Annotated in this window: 26 protein-coding genes; 6 read left to right on the top strand and 20 right to left on the bottom strand. The window is 40.1% G+C overall.

The window, feature by feature from the left end; all coding sequences use genetic code 11:
* Positions 1-47: 47 nt before the first annotated feature.
* The 7 genes from HMPREF2764_RS03515 to HMPREF2764_RS03480 all read right to left on the bottom strand — a co-directional run bounded on the left by HMPREF2764_RS03515 (position 48) and on the right by HMPREF2764_RS03480 (position 7791).
* Complete coding sequence (locus HMPREF2764_RS03515) at positions 48-974, bottom strand: aldo/keto reductase (protein WP_070527205.1); 927 nt, start codon at positions 972-974, stop codon at positions 48-50.
* A 74-nt stretch (positions 975-1048) separates the two neighbouring features.
* Positions 1049-1864, bottom strand: coding sequence for a hypothetical protein (locus tag HMPREF2764_RS03510; RefSeq protein WP_070527202.1), 816 nt, complete (start codon positions 1862-1864; stop codon positions 1049-1051).
* On the bottom strand, positions 1861-2187 hold the full coding sequence (locus tag HMPREF2764_RS03505; RefSeq protein ID WP_000665423.1) for a PadR family transcriptional regulator: 327 nt from the start codon (positions 2185-2187) through the stop codon (positions 1861-1863). Before HMPREF2764_RS03505 ends, HMPREF2764_RS03510 begins: the two co-directional genes overlap by 4 nt.
* Before the next feature lie 328 nt (positions 2188-2515).
* Positions 2516-4513 (bottom strand): methionine--tRNA ligase, encoded by a 1998-nt coding sequence (metG, locus tag HMPREF2764_RS03495; protein ID WP_070527195.1) that lies wholly within the window; start codon positions 4511-4513, stop codon positions 2516-2518.
* A gap of 123 nt (positions 4514-4636) precedes the next feature.
* Entirely contained in the window at positions 4637-5896 is a 1260-nt protein-coding gene (locus HMPREF2764_RS03490) for an ABC transporter permease (RefSeq protein WP_070527192.1), read from the bottom strand.
* Position 5897: 1 nt separating this feature from the next.
* The gene (locus tag HMPREF2764_RS03485) at positions 5898-6599 is read right to left on the bottom strand and encodes an ABC transporter ATP-binding protein (RefSeq protein WP_070527188.1); all 702 of its coding nucleotides are present in this window, start codon (positions 6597-6599) and stop codon (positions 5898-5900) included.
* Positions 6583-7791: an efflux RND transporter periplasmic adaptor subunit gene (locus HMPREF2764_RS03480; RefSeq protein ID WP_070527185.1), complete on the bottom strand. Its 1209-nt coding sequence runs from the start codon at positions 7789-7791 to the stop codon at positions 6583-6585. The genes HMPREF2764_RS03485 and HMPREF2764_RS03480 overlap by 17 nt, the downstream gene beginning before the upstream one ends.
* 288 nt (positions 7792-8079) lie before the next feature.
* Between HMPREF2764_RS03480 and gor the strand changes: the two genes are divergently transcribed.
* On the top strand, positions 8080-9426 hold the full coding sequence (gene gor, locus HMPREF2764_RS03475) for a glutathione-disulfide reductase (protein ID WP_070527182.1): 1347 nt from the start codon (positions 8080-8082) through the stop codon (positions 9424-9426).
* Between the two features lie 195 nt (positions 9427-9621).
* On the top strand, positions 9622-10158 hold the full coding sequence (locus tag HMPREF2764_RS03470; protein WP_070527179.1) for a biotin transporter BioY: 537 nt from the start codon (positions 9622-9624) through the stop codon (positions 10156-10158).
* 159 nt (positions 10159-10317) lie between these two features.
* On the opposite strand, the gene HMPREF2764_RS03465 is transcribed toward HMPREF2764_RS03470, so the two are convergent.
* The gene (locus tag HMPREF2764_RS03465) at positions 10318-10533 is read right to left on the bottom strand and encodes a YdbC family protein (RefSeq protein WP_000807422.1); all 216 of its coding nucleotides are present in this window, start codon (positions 10531-10533) and stop codon (positions 10318-10320) included.
* A 98-nt stretch (positions 10534-10631) separates the two neighbouring features.
* On the opposite strand from HMPREF2764_RS03465, the gene HMPREF2764_RS03460 reads away from it, so the two are divergent.
* Positions 10632-10952 carry a hypothetical protein gene (locus tag HMPREF2764_RS03460; RefSeq protein WP_045606140.1) on the top strand — a complete coding sequence of 107 codons (321 nt, stop codon included), beginning with the start codon at positions 10632-10634 and terminating at the stop codon, positions 10950-10952.
* Between the two features lie 30 nt (positions 10953-10982).
* Here the strand turns inward: HMPREF2764_RS03460 and HMPREF2764_RS03455 are convergent, their stop codons facing one another.
* The 7 genes from HMPREF2764_RS03455 to rpsP form a co-directional block, all read right to left on the bottom strand.
* Positions 10983-11321 (bottom strand): ATP cone domain-containing protein, encoded by a 339-nt coding sequence (locus HMPREF2764_RS03455; protein WP_001196039.1) that lies wholly within the window; start codon positions 11319-11321, stop codon positions 10983-10985.
* Positions 11322-11332: 11 nt separating this feature from the next.
* Positions 11333-12052 (bottom strand): tRNA (guanosine(37)-N1)-methyltransferase TrmD, encoded by a 720-nt coding sequence (trmD, locus tag HMPREF2764_RS03450; protein ID WP_000686916.1) that lies wholly within the window; start codon positions 12050-12052, stop codon positions 11333-11335.
* Positions 12042-12560: a ribosome maturation factor RimM gene (rimM, locus tag HMPREF2764_RS03445; protein WP_070527175.1), complete on the bottom strand. Its 519-nt coding sequence runs from the start codon at positions 12558-12560 to the stop codon at positions 12042-12044. Before rimM ends, trmD begins: the two co-directional genes overlap by 11 nt.
* Before the next feature lie 30 nt (positions 12561-12590).
* The gene (locus HMPREF2764_RS03440) at positions 12591-13379 is read right to left on the bottom strand and encodes an alpha/beta fold hydrolase (RefSeq protein WP_070527172.1); all 789 of its coding nucleotides are present in this window, start codon (positions 13377-13379) and stop codon (positions 12591-12593) included.
* Between the two features lie 97 nt (positions 13380-13476).
* Positions 13477-13809 carry a MazG nucleotide pyrophosphohydrolase domain-containing protein gene (locus HMPREF2764_RS03435; RefSeq protein WP_070527169.1) on the bottom strand — a complete coding sequence of 111 codons (333 nt, stop codon included), beginning with the start codon at positions 13807-13809 and terminating at the stop codon, positions 13477-13479.
* Between the two features lie 43 nt (positions 13810-13852).
* A complete protein-coding gene (gene kphA, locus HMPREF2764_RS03430; protein WP_000379617.1) occupies positions 13853-14092 on the bottom strand; it encodes an RNA-binding protein KphA in 240 nt (79 codons plus the stop codon).
* Between the two features lie 19 nt (positions 14093-14111).
* Positions 14112-14384: a 30S ribosomal protein S16 gene (gene rpsP / locus HMPREF2764_RS03425; protein ID WP_000268760.1), complete on the bottom strand. Its 273-nt coding sequence runs from the start codon at positions 14382-14384 to the stop codon at positions 14112-14114.
* A 640-nt stretch (positions 14385-15024) separates the two neighbouring features.
* Between rpsP and HMPREF2764_RS03420 the strand changes: the two genes are divergently transcribed.
* From HMPREF2764_RS03420 to HMPREF2764_RS03410, 3 genes are all read left to right on the top strand, one after another.
* A complete protein-coding gene (locus HMPREF2764_RS03420) occupies positions 15025-15621 on the top strand; it encodes a hypothetical protein (RefSeq protein ID WP_049502153.1) in 597 nt (198 codons plus the stop codon).
* Between the two features lie 2 nt (positions 15622-15623).
* A complete protein-coding gene (locus tag HMPREF2764_RS03415) occupies positions 15624-15848 on the top strand; it encodes a helix-turn-helix transcriptional regulator (protein ID WP_070527166.1) in 225 nt (74 codons plus the stop codon).
* A 305-nt stretch (positions 15849-16153) separates the two neighbouring features.
* Positions 16154-16957, top strand: coding sequence for a peptidylprolyl isomerase (locus HMPREF2764_RS03410; protein ID WP_049493410.1), 804 nt, complete (start codon positions 16154-16156; stop codon positions 16955-16957).
* Positions 16958-17011: 54 nt separating this feature from the next.
* Here the strand turns inward: HMPREF2764_RS03410 and HMPREF2764_RS03405 are convergent, their stop codons facing one another.
* The 5 genes from HMPREF2764_RS03405 to sodA all read right to left on the bottom strand — a co-directional run bounded on the left by HMPREF2764_RS03405 (position 17012) and on the right by sodA (position 21432).
* Entirely contained in the window at positions 17012-18553 is a 1542-nt protein-coding gene (locus tag HMPREF2764_RS03405; RefSeq protein WP_000025378.1) for an ABC-F family ATP-binding cassette domain-containing protein, read from the bottom strand.
* A 1-nt stretch (position 18554) separates the two neighbouring features.
* Positions 18555-19037: a VanZ family protein gene (locus HMPREF2764_RS03400; RefSeq protein ID WP_070527162.1), complete on the bottom strand. Its 483-nt coding sequence runs from the start codon at positions 19035-19037 to the stop codon at positions 18555-18557.
* Entirely contained in the window at positions 19037-20122 is a 1086-nt protein-coding gene (gene rlmN / locus HMPREF2764_RS03395) for a dual-specificity RNA methyltransferase RlmN (protein WP_000804762.1), read from the bottom strand. The genes HMPREF2764_RS03400 and rlmN overlap by 1 nt, the downstream gene beginning before the upstream one ends.
* A 20-nt stretch (positions 20123-20142) precedes the next feature.
* A complete protein-coding gene (locus tag HMPREF2764_RS03390) occupies positions 20143-20673 on the bottom strand; it encodes a YutD family protein (protein WP_070527158.1) in 531 nt (176 codons plus the stop codon).
* Positions 20674-20826: 153 nt separating this feature from the next.
* On the bottom strand, positions 20827-21432 hold the full coding sequence (gene sodA, locus HMPREF2764_RS03385; protein ID WP_000974730.1) for a superoxide dismutase SodA: 606 nt from the start codon (positions 21430-21432) through the stop codon (positions 20827-20829).
* Between the last annotated feature and the right edge of the window lie 285 nt (positions 21433-21717).

Below are 21717 nucleotides of genomic sequence, written 5' to 3'. Positions count from 1 at the left end.
CTTTACAACGGCTTTTTTGACTGTGATTTATTTACATCTGCTTCTACTTACGGCAAATTATTCCCTGCTGCAAGATAAATTTCATACCATTCTTTTCTTGTTAAGCTAAAGTTTGCCGCTTGGCTAACTTCTCTCAAGTGCTTAGGATTTGTTGTACCTACGACTGCCTGCATTTTTGCTGGATAACGCAATATCCAAGAAATGGCAATAGTTGAAGAGGTTACTCCATATTTAGTAGCTAAACGATCAAGTACTTGATTTAAAGCTTGAAATTTCTCATTTCCAACAAAATTCCCTTTAAAATACCCAAATTGTAAGACAGACCATGCTTGAATGACCACATCGTGTAATTTGCAATATTCAAAAATGCTGCCATCTCGCATAGCTGCTTGACTATCTTCCATATTAACACGAAACCCTGATTCGAATCCTGGAGTAAAAGCCGCACTCAATTGTAGCTGATTAACAGCTAACGGCTGCTTGACATCTTTTTTAAGCAACTCCATCATCATAGGATTTTGATTAGAAACTCCAAAATCTCGGACCTTACCTTGTTTATAAAGGAGATCAAAGGCTTCTGCTACTTGGTCAGATTCCATCAAAGCATCTGGTCGATGAAGGAGCAAGCTATCTAGATGATCAATCTTCAATCTTTGCAAAATTCCGTCAACTGATTTTATAATATAGTCCTTAGAAAAATCAAAATAGGTAAATTCTTCAATGCGAATGCCACATTTGGACTGAATCCACATCTTTTCTCTTAAATCTGGACGATTTTTTAGGACAAGACCTAACAGTTCTTCACAACGACCACGACCATAAATATCAGCCAAGTCAAAAGCATTGATTCCAACAGACAGTGCTGTTTCTACAAGCTCTTCAACTTCTTTTACAGACTTATCTTTTATTCTCATCATTCCGAGAACAATTTCTGATAATTCTTTGTCATCTTGACCAAGAGTTATGTATCTCATCAAATTTTTCTCCTTAAATTTCTAACATTCTTCCCTTCATTATAACAAAAAACCGCTTTGCAACGGCTTTTTGACTATATTTCACTCCATTTTATCTTCTTAAACCCACGGAACAAGACAAAGATTCCAATAAAGAGGACAGCTAAAGGAAGGATTTTTGTAAGGAAAACATTTGAAATTCCCATCCACTCATAGTAACGGAGCAGAGAGCCTACAACAAGATGGGCAATAATCATACTAACAAATGGACGAAAAACCGCTTCTTTCCAATTCCAAATACTGATGACTAGGGAAAGCGTAAAGACAAGGAAACTATCCCAGGGAGCAGGAAGATAAAAGTCTCCTTCTTGTATGAAACTTCCCATTCCTACATATCCTAGAACAACTAGCAGAACAAGAATCCCAACGATAATATAGGTGCCAATTTTCATTTTAGGAGAATCTTGGACTAAACTTTTTCGTAAGATTGTAGCCACAAGTCCAAATCCGATCAGAAAAAGAAGAAGTTGCCCTAAAAATGTGAGTAAATTGACTGTTAAGAGAGGACCTTTAGAAAAATCACTTAGTAGTTGATAATAACGTAATACCGCTAGGACAAGAATTGGTGTCAAAAGGGACTCTTTGATAGAACTGCGTGGCGCTTCCTTGAGTATCTCTTTCATTATTGTTTTAGGATTCTTACCTAGATAATCCTCAGCACTCATCCCGTCTCGTTCTGCTTCTGAAAAATCTAGCATCATCAAATAGATCTGCTCTCTGAGATAGTCCTCATCATAGAGAAATCCAGCAAGGTTAAAACTATCCCACAGTTCCTCAAAATACTGCTGATTGTCCTCAGAAAACTCATGCAACAAAGCGCTTGTTTCTTCATAATACTTCATTTTCTTCATGGTTTACCCCCATTCTTAATTCCTTCTACTTTTTGACTCAAATCGTCCCATTGTTGCCAAAAAACCGAGACACGCTCTTCTCCTTCTTTAGTTAATGAAAAATACTTCCGATCTGGACCATCTGGCGACGGACGCATGTCGCCTCTTATCCATTGATTTTTTTCTAACTTTTGCAACAAAGGATAAATAGTTCCTGGAACGATAGTATCAAATCCAGCCTCTCGTAGAGTCTGAACCAACTCATAACCATATCGCTCTTTTTGACCAATCATATCCAAGACACAACCTTCAAGAACACCTTTTAATAGTTGAGTTTCCTTCATCCCTTCCCCCTTCTATCTATTTTGTAATACCTACTAGTAGCTTCATCTATAATATACCACTTCCACACTAGTTTGTAAAGCATAATAGTTAATACTCTTCGAAAATCTCTTCAAACCACGTCAGCGTCGCCTTGCCGTATGTATGGTTACTGACTTGGTCAGTTTCATCTACAACCTCAAAATCATGTTTTGATCTGACTTCGTCAGTTCTATCTACAACCTTAAAGCAGTGTCTTGAGCAACTTGCGGCAAGTTTCCTAGTTTGCTCTTTGATTTTCATTGAGTGTAAATAAAAAACAGAACTAGCATGAACTAGTCCTGTCTATTGTTACCCAATCACACTTCCATTCGGTACAGCTGGATCAACTGTGAGAAGGGTTAATTTTCCATCATGTTCAGCTGATAGGATCATACCTTGGCTGACATATTTCTTCATCATTTTACGTGGTTTGAGATTGGCAACGATTTGGACTTTCTTGCCGACCAATTCTTGTTCGTTTGGATAGTATTTTGCAATTCCTGAGAGGATTTGACGATCTTGACCATCACCAGCATCCAAGCGGAATTGAAGCAACTTATCTGAACCTTCTACTTTAGACACTTCTTTGACTTCTGCGACACGGATTTCGACCTTGTCAAAATCTTCAAACTTGATTTCTTCCTTGTTTAGTTTGAGTTCAACTTCATCTGGATTCCATTCTTTCTCGACTGCTGGTTTGTTGCCTTCCATTTGTTCCTTGATATAGGCGATTTCTTCTTCCATATCCAGACGTGGGAAGATTGGAGTTCCCTTAGCAACTACAGTTACACCTGCAGGGAAATCAACCAAGCTCAAGTTTTCAAGGCTCGCTACTTCTTCCAAGCCAAGTTGATTTAAGACTGCACGACTGGTTTCCATCATAAACGGCTCAATCAAGTGAGCTACAACACGAAGGCTAGCTGCCAAGTGGCTCATAACACTTGCTAATTGGTCGCGAAGAGCTTCATCCTTGGCCAAGACCCATGGTGCGGTCTCATCGATGTATTTATTGGTACGAGAGATAAGGGTCCAGACTGCTTCAAGTGCACGTGGGTAGTCAACTGCTTCCATGTAGGTGTGGTAGTCAGCGATTGATTGTTCTGCGACGTCAGCAAGAGCATGGTCAAACTCTGTTACACCTTCTACATAGGCAGGGACTTGCCCGTCAAAGTATTTATTAATCATAGAAACCGTACGGTTAAGGAGGTTTCCAAGGTCATTGGCCAATTCATAGTTGATACGGCCTACATAGTCTTCTGGAGTGAAGGTTCCGTCTGAACCAACTGGAAGGCTACGCATGAGGTAGTAACGAAGTGGATCGAGACCAAAACGCTCTATCAACATTTCAGGATAGACAACGTTCCCTTTAGACTTAGACATCTTGCCGTCTTTCATGACAAACCAGCCATGCCCAATCAAACGTTCTGGCAATTTGATATCCAACATCATGAGAAGGATTGGCCAGTAAATTGAGTGGAAACGAAGGATGTCTTTCCCTACCATGTGGAAGACTGTTCCATTCCAGAACTTGTCAAAGTTAGCGTGTTCTTCTTGATCGTAGCCAAGAGCTGTCACATAATTTAGAAGGGCATCAAACCAAACGTAGACAACGTGTTTTGGATTTGATGGGACTGGAACACCCCAGGTAAAGGTTGTACGTGATACTGCCAAGTCTTCCAATCCTGGCTCGATAAAGTTTTTCAACATTTCATTGAGACGACCATCTGGAGTGATGAAATCAGGGTGCGATTTGAAAAATTCAACTAAACGGTCTTGGTATTTACTGAGGCGAAGGAAGTAAGACTCTTCAGAAACCCATTCCACTTCGTGTCCTGACGGAGCGATTCCTCCGGTTACATTTCCAGCTTCGTCACGGAAAACTTCTGCAAGCTGGCTTTCTGTAAAGAATTCCTCATCTGATACTGAATACCAACCAGAGTATTCACCCAAATAGATATCATCTTGAGCCAGCAAGCGCTCAAAGACCTGTGCGACAACTTTTTCATGGTAGTCATCAGTTGTACGGATAAATTTATCGTATGAGATATCTAGTAATTGCCAGAGTTCTTTGACTCCAACTGCCATCCCATCAACATAGGCTTGAGGTGTAATCCCAGCTTCTTCTGCTTTCTGCTGGATTTTCTGACCGTGCTCATCAAGACCTGTCAGATAAAAGACATCGTAGCCCATCAGGCGTTTGTAACGTGCTAGGACATCACATGCGATGGTTGTGTAGGCAGAACCGATATGAAGTTTACCAGATGGATAGTAAATCGGTGTTGTAATATAAAAATTCTTTTCAGACATAATTTTTCCTTTCCAGGCAAATGAAACCTGTTTTTCTAACACTTCATTATATCACATTTTTACTGATTTTCGATAGGGAAATCCATACAAAAACAAGATAGACGAGTGTCCATCTTGTTTATTCTATTCATAACGAAGGGCTTCAATTGGATCAAGTTTCGATGCCTTGTTGGCTGGCAAGACTCCAAAAATCATACCAACACTAGCCGAAACTGCAAGACTAAATAGGGCAACTGGGATTGATACTCCTACTTCTATACCAGCTATCAATCCTTGCAAGAGTAGACCAGCTATAGCTGTTAAGCCTGTCGCAATGGTTAGACCAATAACTCCACCAAGCAAGGTCAAAATCATGGATTCAATCAAGAACTGGATTAAAATATTAGCACGCGTTGCTCCCAAAGCCTTACGGAGACCAATCTCACGCGTACGCTCCGTCACCGAAACCAGCATGATGTTCATAACACCAGTCCCACCAACAAAGAGGGAAATCCCCGCAATGGCACTAATAATCGTAGTTATAAAGCCGAACAGTTGTTGTACTTCTTGGAAGGCTGCAGTCGCATCTGCCACCTGATACTCCCCTTGCTGAAGACCAGCAATCTCGGTCAATTTTCTAGCTAATTCTGGTCCCACAGTTGGTGTCAAACTGGTATCATTAACCCGGAAGACAATATCAGAAATCTCATCCATATTGAAGTTGTTGGCAAGAGAAATATTAGTCGTAATCGGAAGTCCACCAATACCAAAAGTCTTGGCAGTCTTGGCCTCATCGCTGGTATAGACACCAATGACACGATAGCTAAAGCCACCAACATCTATAACCTGGTTAACAGCTTCTTGAGCAGATCCAAACAGACTATTAGCAAGTTCTTGGTCTAGCAAAATGACACTGGCCACATCTTTATAATCCTGAGCTATAAGACTTCGGCCTGCAACAATTTCATTTTCAACCGCCTTCATATAGGTAATATTCCCACCCGTCAAGCTAGCGCGCTCCACTTTTTTATCTTTATAAGATAAGGTGGTATTCGTTGAGTTGGTTACATAGTAACTATCTACCCCCTTCAGTTTAGCCGCCTCCCTGACCCAAGACTCTTGTGGTTTTGGTGGTTCAACAGGAACTTCCTCTTCTTTCCCAGAAACTGTCAAAGCCGATTGTTTTTGGGTAAAAGAACCGTCTTTACTTTTAATAGGCGAGAAAAAAACATGGATATTCTTCTGTGACTTGGTCATGTTTTTATTGACCTGACGAGACATGGAATCCCCCAGAGCCATAATCACAACAACTGATGAAACACCAATGATAATCCCAATCATAGTGAGAAACGAGCGCATCTTGTGGGCCATGATAGATGAAAAGGCAAATTTCAGATTCTGCATCTTAGTCTTCCTCCTTCTCTAACTGCGAACTGTCAGACGAAATAACTCCATCTCGAATGACAATCTGGCGTTTAGCATAAGCAGCGATTTCAGGCTCATGCGTTACCATGATAATGGTTTTTCCTTCTTTGTTCAAGTCAACCAAAAGTTGCATAATTTGGTTCCCTGTTTTGGTATCCAAGGCTCCTGTCGGTTCGTCCGCTAGGATAATAGAAGGATTGTTTACCAAGGCACGCGCGATAGCTACACGTTGCTTTTGACCACCAGATAACTCTGAAGGCAAATGGTGACTGCGTTCTGTCAATTCAACCTTATCCAGATACTCCTCAGCTAACTTGCGACGTTTTGAAGATGAAACTCCCGCGTAAATCAAGGGCAATTCCACATTTTGTAGAGCATTGAGTTTAGATAGAAGAAAGAACTGCTGAAAGACAAATCCGATTTGTTGGTTACGGACCTTGGCTAGTTGTTTTTCACCTAGTCCCGCCACTTCTTGGCCTTCAAGATAATACTCTCCACTGGTTGGTGTATCCAACATCCCAATCGTATTCATTAGAGTGGACTTACCAGACCCAGAGGGTCCCATGATGGCAACAAACTCACCCTCATTCACTTCTAGGTTGATATTTTTGAGAACCTGCAGTTCTTGGTCACCATTACGGTAACTTCTGCAGATATTTTTTAGACTAATTAGTTTCTTCATCAGCCTTCACCTCTTTTCCTTCCTCTAGAGAAGACGTTGGGTTACTGATGACCTTGACTCCATTTGTCAGACCTGAAGTGATTTCTTGGTTGTCTGCATCAGCATTGCCCAAACCAACTTCCACTTTCTTAGCCTTTTTCTGCTCGTCAAGCACCCAGACATAGTTCTTATCATTTTCAGTCACAACACTTGTTAAAGGAACCAGAATAGCTTTACTCTTATTCTTGACCTCAACACTTACTGAGAATCCTTGTTTCAAATCACCGATTTCACTTGTAACATCGATGGTATATGGATATTTAGAACCAGAATTACCACCTGCTGAGGCAGTAGCTGCACTTGCTGCTTCACCATTGTTTTTAGGGTAGTCAGAAATATAGCTAATCTTACCAGTCCAGCTCTTATCTTGGTAAACTTTAGAAGTAAAAGTTACTTCTTGACCTACAGAGAGGTTGGCAAGGTTATATTCAGATAGTTCCCCCTTAACTTGCAAGTTTTCATTGCTAACGACATGAACTACCACCTGGCTAGCTCCAGTTGGAGATTTAGAAACATTACGGTTGACTTCGACCACAGTTCCTTCTAGAGTGCTGAGAACCGTCATGGCATCCAACTGACTTTGAGCCTTACTTAATTGTGCTTCTGCATCTGCACGCGCATCACGAGCATCACCTAATTGCGCATCAATAGATGACACTGCATTTCCTGAGACTGGAGCTGGAGTTTGCCCTGCAGCTCCTTCGCCTCCTGCTGGCGTTGGCAACTGTGGAGCCGGAGCTGAAGCAGCTTCATTTCGTGCTTGATTGAGTTCATTGATATGACGATCTGCCTTAGCTACTGCTCGGCTAGCTGAATCATAGGCCGCCTGGGCTTCTGAACTACTGTACTTGACTAAAGCCTGCCCTTCGCTGACCTTATCACCCACAGAAACAAGTATTTCATCTAAATCACCCTTACTAGCATCAAAATAAACATACTGTTCATTTTTTGCTGTTACTGTCCCTGACAATAAAACAGAGGATGCGACGCTTCCTTCCTTGGCAACAACAAGATGAGTAGGCTCATCTTTTACCGCGGTCTGAGATGGTTGTCTAAAGAGCAAAATCCCCCCAGCACCTAATACAACTACACTGGCAGCACCGATTGCTGCATACAATTGCCACTTTTTAGCTTTACGATTCTTCTTCATAATGAAACTCCTTTTTGATTTAAAGTCCTTAACAATATTATATAAAAATTAGCAAATATAAACAATAACCTTTCAGAACGAAATAATGACATTTCAGGATTTGATAATTGTTCGGATTTTATTTTTTGTCATTGTACTAGTTATATGATACACTTTATTTTTCCTTTTTGCAAGCTTTTTCTTTAATTTTTTTGAACGTAGCAGATTTTTGCAATCAAATCAAAAAAAAGATAGAATATGACTATCAAAAAATGACACTCTACTATTTAAAAGAGTATAAAGGAGTTTTCAATGAGAGAATATGATATCATTGCTATCGGTGGAGGTAGCGGAGGAATTGCTACCATGAACCGTGCTGGTGAACACGGAGCTAAAGCGGCCGTTATTGAGGAAAAGAAACTAGGTGGAACCTGCGTCAACGTCGGCTGTGTTCCTAAGAAAATCATGTGGTACGGGGCGCAAATCGCTGAGACTTTCCATCAATTTGGAGAAGACTACGGCTTTAAGACTACTGATCTTAACTTTGACTTTGCAACCCTACGTCGTAATCGTGAAGCCTACATTGATCGCGCTCGTTCTTCTTATGATGGCAGTTTTAAACGCAACGGCGTAGACTTGATTGAAGGTCATGCTGAATTTGTAGATTCTCATACTGTCAGCGTAAATGGTGAACTCATTCGTGCCAAGCATATCGTGATTGCGACTGGTGCCCATCCAAGTATTCCAAACATTCCCGGTGCTGAACTAGGTGGCTCTTCTGATGATGTATTTGCCTGGGAAGAATTGCCAGAGTCAGTTGCAATTCTAGGCGCCGGTTATATCGCTGTTGAATTGGCTGGCGTACTCCACACCTTTGGTGTCAAGACAGATCTCTTTGTTCGTCGTGATCGTCCTTTACGTGGTTTTGATTCTTACATCGTTGAAGGTTTGGTAAAGGAAATGGAAAGAACAAACTTGCCACTTCATACTCACAAAGTCCCTGCCAAGTTAGAAAAAACTGCTGAGGGCATTACCATTCATTTCGAAGATGGTACTAGTCACACAGCTAGCCAAGTTATCTGGGCTACTGGTCGCCGCCCAAACGTTAAGAGTTTGCAACTTGAAAAAGCTGGAGTGACTCTGAACGAACGTGGCTTTATCCAAGTAGATGAATACCAAAATACTGTTGTTGAGGGAATCTATGCTCTAGGTGATGTAACAGGCGAAAAAGAACTAACTCCAGTTGCTATCAAGGCTGGACGTACTTTGTCTGAACGTCTCTTTAACGGCAAAACAACTGCTAAAATGGACTACACAACTATTCCAACCGTTGTCTTTTCACACCCTGCTATCGGAACTGTTGGTTTGACAGAAGAGCAAGCTATTAAAGAATACGGTCAAGAGCAAATCAAGGTTTACAAATCAAGCTTTACTTCTATGTACTCTGCTTGCACTTGCAACCGTCAAGAAACTCGTTTCAAATTGATCACAGCTGGTTCAGAAGAAAAAGTTGTCGGACTTCATGGAATTGGCTACGGTGTTGATGAAATGATTCAAGGTTTCGCAGTTGCCATTAAAATGGGAGCAACCAAGGCAGACTTTGATTCAACTGTAGCGATTCACCCAACTGCATCCGAAGAATTTGTAACCATGCGTTAATCAAAGCAAAAGAAGCTGATACAAATGTGTCTACTTCTTTTTTAATGTCTTACAAATCTACAAAAAATTATCCAACTTAACCAGTAAGCAAAATCGGCCGTTACAGTTTTTGTTACCTTTGTTATAAAAATAGGTTGACAATAATTACTCTACGAGTATAATAGTTACTATACATCAGAAAAGAGGTTAACTATTTTGAAAAAAGCTCACGTTTATGCCATCCCTGCTATTGGGGCTGCTCTCATTGCTGTTTTAGCACAAATCAGTCTTCCAATTGGACCTGTCCCCTTCACTCTGCAAAACTTTGCAATCGGCTTGATTGCTACTGTCTTTAGACCGAGGGAGGCTGTACTTTCTGTTGGACTCTATCTTCTTCTAGGTGCTATCGGTCTTCCTGTCTTTGCAGGAGGTGGAGCTGGTTTTCAGGCTTTAGTTGGTCCTACTGCAGGCTATCTTTGGTTTTATCTTGTTTATTCTGGACTTACCTCTTCTCTAACTAACAGTGATAGTGGTTTTGTCAGAATTTTTCTAGCAAATCTCTTGGGAGATACACTTGTTTTTGTCGGTGGGATCATTGGATTGCATTTCCTAGCTGGAATAGCATTTGAAAAAGCTCTTGTTGTGGGGGTTCTTCCCTTTATCATTCCAGACCTTGCTAAACTTCTGGCTATTAGTTTTATTAGCCGTCCGCTACTTCAACGCCTTAAAAATCAGGCTTACTTTGCTAACTAAAAAAGGATATCGAGTTGTCATAACTCAGTATCCTTTTCTTTCATTTTGAAAACTTATACTCTTCGAAAATCAAATTCAAACCACGTCAGCGTCACCTTACCTTACTCAAGTACAGCCTGCGGCAAGCTTCCTAGTTTGCTCTTTGATTTTCATTGAGTATTAGTTGCCTTTAAAAGCATCCACCATGGTTTGGAATTCTTCATTGGAGAGGGTAATTCCCTTGCCCATTTTAGTATGATCTGGGCTCCAAGCACGAATATCAAACTTTGCAGGGGCACCATTAAAGCTCACACGGTTGATTTCCTTGGTCCAACCTTTTTCGTTTTCAGAAAGAGTCAATAAGTGCTCTTCGATTTCAAATGTAAATTCTGCCATTTTCTTCTCCTTTTTTAGCTTTCATTAGTTTATTCGTAAAATCTTGTAGATTTAAGGAAAATTTTATATAATATTGATATAAAAGAAGGGAGGCAAATATGAGACATAAATTCCAGCAAGTTCTAGATAAAATTCATGACTTTTTAAATGGACATGACCAACCTGACCAGACTGAAAGTAACTCCCTTACAGCCACTATTGAAGAGGCTATCCAGAAACAAACCGCTGTTCACCTTATCTTGTCTGAGACAAGTTTTACAGGTGACATCATCAAATACGATCAGCAACGCCAGCAAATTATCGTGAAAAATTTTGCCAAAAATGTGAGCCGTATTATCCGCATAAGCGATATTCAACGCCTACGATTTGTCCCTTCCACCGTCCAAACAGCCCAAAAAAATAGATTTAAGAAAGAGTGAGATGTAGTTGATTCATCCCACTCTTTTTTCTTAGCGAACTTGTTCAAAATGTAAATGAACCGCGATATGATCTCCATAACCACTTCTTTCCAAGTCACGTTGTAGACGATAGGAAATGTAGTGTTCTGCGATGGTAATGTAACCTGCTCCCAGTAAACGATGTTCAACCAAAGACTGAATCATGCTGATAGTGGCACGTTCTACCTTGGCTTCCTCCAAGTCCAAAACCACTTTCTTAGTGACTTGTGCAAGGTTTTGACGCAAATCATCTGTCAATACATAGACAGTCTGAGCTGCCTTTAAGATAGCTTGGTAAATCTTATCTGGATTAAATTCAGCAATTTCACCATCACGTTTGATTACTTGCATAGGTTTCTCCTTTATTCTTTGTTTTCTTTGATTTCTGCCAACATTTTTTCTTCTTCTGCTGTCAGTTGATAATTTTCTAACAAATCCGGTCTGCGCTCGTAGGTTTTCTTTAAGCTCTCATACAATCGCCACTGACGAATCTTTTCATGGTGCCCGCTCATCAATACATCTGGTACAACCATACCTCGATAATCATAGGGACGTGTGTACTGAGGATATTCAAGAAGGCCAGAAGAAAAACTATCATCTTGATGGCTAGACTCCTTGCCAATTACTTCTGGAATCAGGCGAACTGTAGCATCAATCATGGTCATAGCCGCCAATTCTCCACCAGTAAGGACATAATCCCCCAAGGAAATCTCATCTGTCACCAAGGTCTTAATGCGCTCATCATAGCCCTCATAGTGACCGCAGATAAAGATAAGTTCTTCCTCTTGAGCCAAATCCTCAGCATAAGCCTGATCAAACTGCTTCCCAGCTGGGTCTAGGAGAATGACGCGAGGATTTTTCTTTTCAATAGCATCAAAGGCATCGAAAATAGGTTGGGCTCGGAGCAACATACCCTGACCACCTCCATATGGTTCATCATCGACGTGACGAGCCTTTTCAGCATTTTCTCGGAAATTATGATACTGGATATCCAAGAGACCTTTTTCACGAGCCTTTCCAACGATTGAGTGCTCTAGCGGAGAAAACATCTCTGGAAAGAGGGTTAAAATATCAATCTTCATCGTCTAACCCTTCTAAGATTTCCACATCGACGCGGTTATTCGGAATATCAACATTGAGAATGACTGGTGGGATATAAGGCAATAACAAATCACGCTTGCCTTTCCGTTTGACCACCCAGACATCGTTAGCACCTGGTTGTAGGATTTCCTTGATGGTTCCGACCAAGTTATCACCCTCGTAGACTTCCAAACCGATAATCTCGTGATAGTAGAATTCACCATCATCTAGATCGTCCAAATCTTCCTCAGCAACCTTGAGACTGTATCCTTTGTACTTTTCGATAGCGTTGATATGGTACATATCTTTGAATTTAATGATGTCAAAGTTCTTCTGTTTTCGGTGGCTAGCAATAGTCACTGTTTGGACAAACTGATCTTTTTCATCAAACAAAGCCAGCTCAGCCCCTTTTTTAAACCGTTCTTCTGCAAAATCCGTCACAGACAAGACTCGCATCTCACCCTGTAACCCCTGCGTATTGACGATTTTCCCAACATTAAAGTAGTTCATCTTGTCTCCTGTAGTCTATTTATTTCCATCTTATTCTGACAATTCTCGAATAATAGTCACAATTTTTTCTGATTCTGACCATTGTAAATAATGGTGATTCCCTCCTAAAATGAGTTTAGTATTGGAAGTCCAATATTCTGATTCTCTGTACTCTTTTTCTCTATAAGCCTGACAAAAAATAAATACAGGGACATGAGATTCTATCGACAAATTCTCAAAATCTTCCTCAGTAATCTCTCCAGATATCTGAAATTCTGAATCTTGATTTTGCAACTCTGAACCTTTTTCTTGCATTATTTCCCAGATTTCTTTATTGATTTCAGGGCTAAATGTGGCTTGAGTTAAGCTCTTAAAATAAAGTTCAGGACCACACTCCTCAATCAGCCTCATCTGCTCTTCCATTTCTGGATAAGGATTTTCTGAAAAATCAGCAAACATGACTTTTTTAGTTGTCGGTTCAATTGCTACTAAAGCCTGACACTTAATTGGTTTCTTGAGCAACTTGCAAGCTAAAATTCCACTCAAACTATGTGCACAAAGTATATATTCAGAAATCGCCAATTCTTCAAGTACTTCATAAACCGCATCTGCAAGATTATCCAGATTTTTTCCAGCTTGGTCATGAATCGGACTTCTACCTGTGTTTGGAAAATCAATTGTCAAATAACCAATTGTGGGAGGAAGTTTTTCGAGTATAAGTGAAAAATTTTCATAACTTGGTAGCAAACCTGCACCACTTAAACAAACTAGCATTTTCTTTTGCTTTTGATAAGTAACAGAGAGACTACCAATTTCTGTAGATACTTCAATCCTCTTCATAAAGAAATCCACTCATTCTGTATAATGAATTATAAAAAATCCTTATCCTTTATTTTATCACGTTCCAAGGATTTTCTCAAGTTGGAGAAAAAGTATGTCAACTCTCGAATTCCTTCAAAAATCCTTCCAAATCACGTTCATGTTGATATTTTATAGCCGCCTTTTTGTCTTTTTCAAAAATGGTCTTGGTTAGATCTATGTCGTTGATGGCCGCAATTGCGACAGTGTAGTGAATGATATCAGCCAATTCTTTTGCTAGTTCCTCGTTCGAATCTTGAACTCCTTCTTTTCGACCAGAGCGTCCATTTAAAACCTCAGCAACTTCTCCAACTTCTTCTACTAGCTTAATAAAAAGCCCTTCTTCTGTTCTAGATTGTCGGTAATGGTCAAGTAAATATTCCTCTAGTTGTCTAACTGTTAAATCTCTCATTCTTTCTCCTTGCAAAAAAAGCGAGACATTCGTCCCGCCCTTCTTATTTTTCGTCAATAACGATTCTTACTTTTTTGTCTTCAGTTGGGACAGAGTATACAATCGTTCTTATCGCAGAAATAGTGCGACCCTTACGACCGATTACACGACCCACATCGCTTTGATCAAGATCCAAATGATATTCCAAAAATTCTGGTGTATCTTCAATCTTGATAGTTAAGGCATCTGGTTGTGAAATCAAGGGTTTCACAATCGCAATAATGAGATTTTCAATCGTATCCATCTGTCAACCTACTTTAAACTTATTTTGAGAATTTAGAATCGTGGAATTTCTTCAATACACCTTCTTTTGAAAGGATGTTGCGAACTGTATCTGAAGGTTGAGCTCCATCAGCCAACCATGCAAGAACGCGGTCTTCTTTCAAAGTTACTTGGTTTTCAGCAACAAGTGGGTTGTAAGTTCCAACTGTTTCGATGAAACGTCCGTCACGTGGTGAACGTGAATCTGCTACGTTGATACGGTAGAAAGGTTTTTTCTTAGAACCCATACGAGTCAAACGGATTTTAACTGCCATTTTTAAAGTCTCTTTTCTTATTTTTTATTTCGGTGAAATAGCTGAGCTATTTAGCACATGTTCTATTATAGCAGATTTCTGGCAGGTGTCAAGAAAAAAACTTGACAGACTATAAAATTCTTAAACCATTTAGAAATTTGTTAGAATAGGAAATAAATGTTTGAAAGAAGCCATCCGTGAATACTATTTTATACTCAATGAAAATCAAAGAGCAAACTAGGAAGCTAGCCGCAGGCTGTACTTGAGTACGGCAAGGCGACGTTGACGCGGTTTGAATTTGATTTTCGAAGAGTATTAGTTCTGTAAAAATTAACTTCTACACCTATAACGCTTATTCTGACAGACTTTATATAGTCTAAGAAAAAAAGTAGAGATTCATACAGTATCTAGATTTTTCAAAAATTCTTTATCATCAAAAATTCTTTATCATCAAATATTATTAACGAAACTATCCAAACCAAATCCGATGCATTACTTCAAAGAATTCTTTAGTTGTTTGACTATCAAGGGCTTTTATTAAAAAATTTTTTCAAATAATTGCCACCTTGGCACATAAATTCTTGCTTTCTAAATTTGAATGTGATATATTTATAACATAAAATTTAAGTGTTATATATTTATAACAAAAAAGGAGTCTATCATGAAAAAAAGTCAAAAAATGCATGGCCTCATTGCAATGATTGCCGTAGCTCTCTTTATTGATTTTATTGTTTTATTTGGTTCTAATCTTAGTTGGGGACCCAAGTTAGTTATTACTGGTATTTCAGTGCAATGTCAAATTGTAGCTATTTGGAGCTGGCTACATATGAAACTATGGTCTCATAAAAGTCAGAAAGGTAAGGGAAAGATTATTTTTGACTTGTCTGCTAAGCTTTACACGATACTTTTGTTTGCAGCAAGTATTTTTTATACATTAGGAATTTGGGTTGCGACCCCAAGCGAAAGTTCTGGTATTAAAGAATGGATTTTGGGAATTGGCCTCGTTATTGAAGTGATTTTATTTGCTTTTTTCTGTTTGAAAAATGTCAAGGAAACTCCGGACGAACGCTTTTATGCTAATTTAGCCAAGGCAGCTAGCTTGATGTTTGTTTTTATACTAGGCGCACTGATGATCCTAGCAGTTATCATTGGGTATATGGGGTCTCTCACTCTTTACATGGGACAGATATTTTTTAGCATAGCTGCCTTGATTTGCATCTTTGCGGTTGTCTATCTTATCTTGGAACGGAGAGGATAAGTATGGCCAAAGAAAGCAATATTATTACTAATCTCAAATCTGTTCGTGAGTCCACAGGCATGACCCAGCAGGAGTTAGCCGACCTCATCGGCATGCGACGCGAGACAATTCTGCACTTGGAAAATAATCGTTACAATCCTTCGCTGGAAATGGCTCTTAAAATTGCTCAAGTTTTTAATCTGAAAGTAGAAGACCTCTTTGAACTCAGACAGCAAGAGGAAGCATAATTCTTTTCGAGACCTAGTATTAAGTTCATTGATTAATTAGTAATTGAGTCCAAAAGAAAAAATCCTTTGAAAATGTGCTCTTTTAAAATATAGTAATTCTTTCGAATTAACGTTTACTAATTGTGATGCCTTACGAGCTTTCTTAAGATCTGGTTTCCTAAATACTTCGAGTACACTTATGGTATTGATACCCCTAAACAAGCGACTTTCTGGTTGGCTTCCTCTTAAACTGTCTTGTCACTAATATTTGAAATCCCCTTCCTTTTAGGGTACAATAGTAGAAATGAATTTTTGAGAGGAATAGAATGAAAAAACTAGCAACCCTTCTTCTACTATCAACTGTAGCCCTAGCTGGATGCAGCAGCATCCAACGCAGCCTGCGTGGTGATGACTATGTAGATTCTAGCTTGGCTGCTGAGGAAAGCTCCAAAGCAGCAGCCCAATCTGCCAAGGAGTTAAACGATGCTTTAACAAACGAAAACGCCAATTTCCCACAACTATCTAAAGAAGTTGCTGAAGACGAGGCTGAAGTGATTCTCCACACAAGTCAAGGAGATATCCGTATCAAACTCTTCCCTAAACTCGCTCCTCTAGCGGTTGAAAACTTCCTCACTCATGCTAAAGAAGGCTACTATAACGGTATTACCTTCCACCGTGTAATCGATGGTTTTATGGTTCAAACTGGAGATCCAAAAGGGGACGGTACAGGTGGTCAGTCCATTTGGCATGACAAGGATAAGACAAAAGACAAGGGAACTGGTTTCAAGAACGAGATTACTCCTTATCTCTATAATATCCGTGGTGCTCTTTCTATGGCTAATACTGGTCAACCAAACACCAACGGCAGCCAGTTCTTTATCAACCAAAATTCTACAGATACCTCTGCTAAACTCCCTACAAGCAAGTATCCAAAGAAAATCATCGAAGCCTATAAAGAAGGGGGAAACCCTAGTCTAGATGGCAAACACCCAGTCTTTGGTCAAGTGATTGACGGTATGGATGTTGTAGATAAGATTGCTAAAGCCGAAAAAGATGAGAAAGACAAACCAACAACTGCTATTACTATCGATAGCATCGAGGTGGTTAAAGACTACGATTTTAAATCTTAAAAACCAAAAAATACAGTATCCACATTCGATACTGTATTTCTTTTGTCCTCATTTTTAAGTTAGATTATTAAAATCCCATATTTGGTCCATCCAGCCTTCATAGAAGTCTGGTTCATGGCAGACCATAAGAATCGATCCCTTGTATTCTTTGAGAGCACGTTTGAGTTCGTCCTTAGCATCCACATCCAAGTGGTTGGTCGGCTCGTCAAGTACTAACACGTTGTTTTCACGATTCATCAAGAGACAGAAACGAACCTTAGCCTGTTCCCCACCTGACAAGACCTGAATTTGGCTTTCGATATGCTTAGTTGTCAAACCACAACGAGCAAGGGCTGCACGAACTTCTGCTTGGTTGAGAGCTGGAAAGGCATTCCAAACAGCCTCTAGTGGTGTTTGGCGATTACCGCCTTCTACTTCCTGTTCAAAATAACCGAGTTCTAGGTAGTCACCGCGCTCCACTTCCCCAGCAATAGGCGGGATAATTCCCAAGAGAGACTTCAAGAGAGTTGTTTTCCCGATACCATTTGCCCCGATAATAGCAACCTTTTGATTGCGTTCAAAGGTAAGGTTTAAAGGCTTAGTCAGAGGACGGTCATAACCAATCTGCAAATCCTTGGCTTGGAAAATAAAGCGCCCTGGTGTACGAGCCGGTTTGAAATCAAAGGATGGTTTTGGTTTCTCACTTTGCAGTTCGATAATATCCATCTTATCCAATTTCTTCTGACGAGACATGGCCATATTTCGTGTTGCAACACGCGCTTTGTTTCGAGCAACAAAATCCTTAAGGTCCGCAATTTCTTTCTGCTGGCGTTCGTAGGCTGCCTCCAGCTGTGATTTTTTCATAGCATAGACTTCTTGGAACTGGTAGTAGTCACCAGAGTAACGCGTCAGCTGTTGATTCTCCACATGGTAGACAATATTAATCACGTCGTTCAGGAATGGAATATCGTGCGAAATAAGGACAAAGGCATTCTCATAGTTTTGAAGATAGCGCTTGAGCCAGTCAATATGCTCAGCATCCAAGTAGTTGGTCGGCTCGTCCAACAGCAAGATATCTGGCTTTTCAAGGAGGAGTTTAGCCAAAAGCACCTTGGTTCTTTGTCCACCTGACAAAGAAGTTACATCCGTATCCATTCCAAAATCCATGACACCAAGGGCACGCGCCACTTCGTCAATCTTAGCATCCAAGGTATAGAAATCACGACTCTCTAGACGGTCTTGAAGTTCACCAACTTCTTCCATGAGAGCATCAACATCCGCACCATCTTCAGCCATTTCCATATAAAGGTCATTGATACGGGCTTCTGCTTTAAAAAGCTCATCAAAAGCCGTACGGAGAACATCACGCACCGACTGCCCTTCAGCAAGGACAGAGTGCTGATCCAAGTAACCGGCAGTCACATATTTGGACCACTCAACCTTCCCTTCATCTGGCAGCATCTTACCAGTCACAATGCTCATAAAGGTTGATTTTCCTTCACCATTGGCACCAACCAAACCGATATGTTCCCCCTTGAGGAGACGGAAGGACACATCTTCAAAAATTGCACGGTCACCAAAACCATGACTCAGATTTTTAACTTCTAAAATACTCATTTTAATTCCTTATCTTGTTTTTATGTAATTGTTTATAGAGAAGCCAAGTCAGATAGCCACCCAAGGTATTGGTCCACAAATCATCAATCTCAAAGACGCGATTAAAATCAAAGAAAAAGTCCAAGACTAACTGCGTACACTCAATTCCAAGACTCACTAGAAAACTAAAAAGAAGGACCTTTTTTGTTTTCCGCAAGTTTGGAATGAGATAAAGGAGTTGGAAAATCAGAGGAAAAAGCAAGAAGACATTGAGGATATTTTGTAGAAAAAGCCAACATAATTGTCCTATGTCACTCACTTCGCCCAGTTTCCAGAGAGAATTGAAAGGAGTCAAAAGAAAAACCAGGCGTCCAAGATGCTGAATACCTGGAGTTTCCACCCCCACGGGAGAATGTTCTTGAGGAGTAAAGCAAAAGTAAACGATACAAATGCTATAGAAAATAACTCCCCAGACCAAAATATGATTATAAGTCTTCTTCATCATTAAGGATTGACTGCTGCGACTGCCTTCTGGCGGTCACGTTTCATTGTATTGGAGCGTAATTGTCCACAAGCTGCATCAATATCTGTACCATGCTCTTGACGGACAACACAGTTGACCCCTTTTTTCTTGAGGGTATCGTAGAAGGCCATCACGCGCTCTTTAGGACTACGGCTATATTGGTCATGTTCACTAACTGGATTATAAGGAATCAAGTTTACATAAGACAATTTCTTGATGTTCTTGAGCAATTCAGCCAACTCCAAGGCTTGTTCAACACCATCGTTAACTTCATTGAGCATGATGTATTCAAAAGTCACACGACGATTGGTTGTTTCAATATAATACTCAATGGCTGCGAAAAGTTTTTCAATTGGAAAGGCACGGTTAATCTTCATGATGCTTGAGCGCAATTCATTATTGGGTGCGTGAAGAGACACAGCCAGATTGACCTGTACGCCTTCATTAGCAAAGTCACGAATTTTATGAGCCAAACCTGAGGTAGAAACAGTGATGTGACGAGCACCAATAGCCATTCCCTTGTCATCATTGATGGTACGGACAAAATTCAACACATTGTTGTAGTTATCAAATGGTTCACCAATTCCCATGACAACAATATGGCTGACACGTTCATCTTGGCCACGTTCATCAAAGTATTTCTGAACTAGCATGATTTGCGCTACGATTTCCCCGTTATTGAGGTCGCGTTGTTTCTTGATCAAGCCTGATGCACAGAAGGTACAACCAATATTACAGCCAACCTGAGTGGTCACACAGACTGACAAACCGTAGTGTTGACGCATCAGTACTGTCTCAATCAACATGCCATCTGGCAACTCAAAAAGATACTTAACAGTACCGTCAGCTGACTCTTGTACGATCCGCTGTTTCAAAGGATTTACGACAAACTGGTCATTAAGCTTGGCAATCAAATCCTTGGAAAGGTTGGTCATTTCTTCAAATGACTGGACACGTTTACGGTAAAGCCATTCCCAGATTTGATCTGCTCGGAATTTCTTTTCTCCTTGTTCTAATACCCATTCTTGCATGGTTTGACGTGTTAAACTATAAATAGACGGTTTCATCTCTTCTCCTTATTCTCTAGCTATTTCTGACGAATGACAAAATGGCGCCGTCCCTTGTCCTCTTTCTGAGACTTTTGGTCCTTATGACGACGTCTATTTCGCTTATCCGTATTTGGTTTTCTCTTGTTTTGCGAAGGTTTCTTGCTTCTTCTAGAAAGGTTTTCCTCTTCCTTTTTACGCATTTTCTTGTCAAATGAAGCCCGCTTCGGTGCTTGATTTTCTAGGACAAAATAGGCACAACCATAACTACAGTACTCCAAAAGATAGTCCTGTAAGCGGCTAATCTTTTCATTTTTTTCCTCTGTTCGGTCGTCTTTGTAAAAGCCACGTAGGCGGAGCTGTTCATTGCTCCAGTCCCCCACGACATAATCAAATTTGGTCAACACTTCTGAGAAGCGCTGATTAAAGACTGTCACATCGAAAGCATCCTTGATATTTTCAACCAAGGTAAAATCAATCCCTTCAGTCTCAACCTTATCCCCATTTATATGAAATTCTGGGCCAGGAAACTTGTTATAGTTGTATAATTCAGGTGCAATTTCTTTACGCATAGTCTTCCTTTTCCACGATTACTTAACACCCTATTTTACCATAATTTCTAGCAATTAGCACATTTCTCATAAAAATGAAAAAAGTCTGACGATTTTGTCAGACTCCTGCCTTATAAAGCAAAAAGAGAAGAATGACTCTTCCCTTCCTATTTTTTATTTAGCTGCTGCATAAAGCTCATTTACTTTGTTCCAGTTAATCACTGAGAAGAAAGCTTTGATATAGTCAGGACGAACATTGCGGTATTTCACATAGTAAGCATGTTCCCAAACGTCCAAGCCCAAGATTGGTTTTTTACCTTCTGAGATTGGTGTGTCTTGGTTTGCTGTTGAAGTTACTTCAAGCTTCCCTTCTTTGTTGACAACCAACCATGCCCATCCAGAGCCGAAGCGAGTTGTAGCTGCTGCTGTAAAGGCTGCTTGGAATTCTTCAAATGAACCAAATGTTGCATCGATTGCTGCTTCAAGTTCCGCTGATGGAGCAGTTTTTTCAGGAGTCATCAATTCCCAGAAAAGAGCGTGGTTCAAGTGTCCACCACCATTGTTGATAAGTGCTTGACGGATATCAGCTGGGATAGAGTCTACATCAGCAAGCAAGGCTTCAAGATCTTCACCGATTTCAGGGTGTTTTTCAAGAGCTGCATTAGCATTGTTGACATAAGTTTGATGGTGTTTGTCATGGTGCAAGTGCATTGTTTCAGCATCGATGTATGGTTCCAAAGCGTCGTATGCATATGGAAGATCTGGTAAGATAATAGCCATCTGTAATACCTCTTTTTCTTTCTATATGAAAATGATAACGCAAACATTCACTTTTTTCAAGTTTTTTGCTTATAGATGAAGAAATCACTGAAATACTTTCTAATAATACTCTTCGAAAATCTCTTCAAACCTCGTCAACGTCTCCTTGCCGTAGGTATATGTAATTGACTTCGTCAGTTCTATCCACAACCTCAAAACAGTGTTTTGAGCTGACTTCGTCAGTCTTATTTACAACCTCAAAGCAGTGCTTCGAGCAACCTGCGGCAAGTTTCCTAGTTTGCTCTT

The sequence above is a fragment of the Streptococcus sp. HMSC073F11 genome, assembly GCF_001810785.1.
Lineage (GTDB): Bacteria > Bacillota > Bacilli > Lactobacillales > Streptococcaceae > Streptococcus.
The sequence above is the reverse complement of the archived record's forward strand: the minus strand, read 5'-3'. Positions and strand labels throughout refer to the sequence as shown.

Coding starts and splice junctions, on each gene's coding strand:
- HMPREF2764_RS03410 (WP_049493410.1), top strand. CDS start 16,154: ATGAAAAAACTAGCAACCCTTCTTCTACTATCAACTGTAGCCCTAGCT.
- HMPREF2764_RS03390 (WP_070527158.1), bottom strand. CDS start 20,673: ATGCGTAAAGAAATTGCACCTGAATTATACAACTATAACAAGTTTCCT.
- rimM (WP_070527175.1), bottom strand. CDS start 12,560: ATGAACTACTTTAATGTTGGGAAAATCGTCAATACGCAGGGGTTACAG.
- HMPREF2764_RS03460 (WP_045606140.1), top strand. CDS start 10,632: ATGAGACATAAATTCCAGCAAGTTCTAGATAAAATTCATGACTTTTTA.
- trmD (WP_000686916.1), bottom strand. CDS start 12,052: ATGAAGATTGATATTTTAACCCTCTTTCCAGAGATGTTTTCTCCGCTA.
- sodA (WP_000974730.1), bottom strand. CDS start 21,432: ATGGCTATTATCTTACCAGATCTTCCATATGCATACGACGCTTTGGAA.
- HMPREF2764_RS03415 (WP_070527166.1), top strand. CDS start 15,624: ATGGCCAAAGAAAGCAATATTATTACTAATCTCAAATCTGTTCGTGAG.
- HMPREF2764_RS03515 (WP_070527205.1), bottom strand. CDS start 974: ATGAGATACATAACTCTTGGTCAAGATGACAAAGAATTATCAGAAATT.
- HMPREF2764_RS03490 (WP_070527192.1), bottom strand. CDS start 5,896: ATGCAGAATCTGAAATTTGCCTTTTCATCTATCATGGCCCACAAGATG.
- gor (WP_070527182.1), top strand. CDS start 8,080: ATGAGAGAATATGATATCATTGCTATCGGTGGAGGTAGCGGAGGAATT.
- HMPREF2764_RS03505 (WP_000665423.1), bottom strand. CDS start 2,187: ATGAAGGAAACTCAACTATTAAAAGGTGTTCTTGAAGGTTGTGTCTTG.
- HMPREF2764_RS03485 (WP_070527188.1), bottom strand. CDS start 6,599: ATGAAGAAACTAATTAGTCTAAAAAATATCTGCAGAAGTTACCGTAAT.
- metG (WP_070527195.1), bottom strand. CDS start 4,513: ATGTCTGAAAAGAATTTTTATATTACAACACCGATTTACTATCCATCT.
- HMPREF2764_RS03440 (WP_070527172.1), bottom strand. CDS start 13,379: ATGAAGAGGATTGAAGTATCTACAGAAATTGGTAGTCTCTCTGTTACT.
- rpsP (WP_000268760.1), bottom strand. CDS start 14,384: ATGGCAGTTAAAATCCGTTTGACTCGTATGGGTTCTAAGAAAAAACCT.
- HMPREF2764_RS03510 (WP_070527202.1), bottom strand. CDS start 1,864: ATGAAGAAAATGAAGTATTATGAAGAAACAAGCGCTTTGTTGCATGAG.
- rlmN (WP_000804762.1), bottom strand. CDS start 20,122: ATGAAACCGTCTATTTATAGTTTAACACGTCAAACCATGCAAGAATGG.
- HMPREF2764_RS03435 (WP_070527169.1), bottom strand. CDS start 13,809: ATGAGAGATTTAACAGTTAGACAACTAGAGGAATATTTACTTGACCAT.
- kphA (WP_000379617.1), bottom strand. CDS start 14,092: ATGGATACGATTGAAAATCTCATTATTGCGATTGTGAAACCCTTGATT.
- HMPREF2764_RS03400 (WP_070527162.1), bottom strand. CDS start 19,037: ATGATGAAGAAGACTTATAATCATATTTTGGTCTGGGGAGTTATTTTC.
- HMPREF2764_RS03465 (WP_000807422.1), bottom strand. CDS start 10,533: ATGGCAGAATTTACATTTGAAATCGAAGAGCACTTATTGACTCTTTCT.
- HMPREF2764_RS03420 (WP_049502153.1), top strand. CDS start 15,025: ATGAAAAAAAGTCAAAAAATGCATGGCCTCATTGCAATGATTGCCGTA.
- HMPREF2764_RS03405 (WP_000025378.1), bottom strand. CDS start 18,553: ATGAGTATTTTAGAAGTTAAAAATCTGAGTCATGGTTTTGGTGACCGT.
- HMPREF2764_RS03455 (WP_001196039.1), bottom strand. CDS start 11,321: ATGCAAGTAATCAAACGTGATGGTGAAATTGCTGAATTTAATCCAGAT.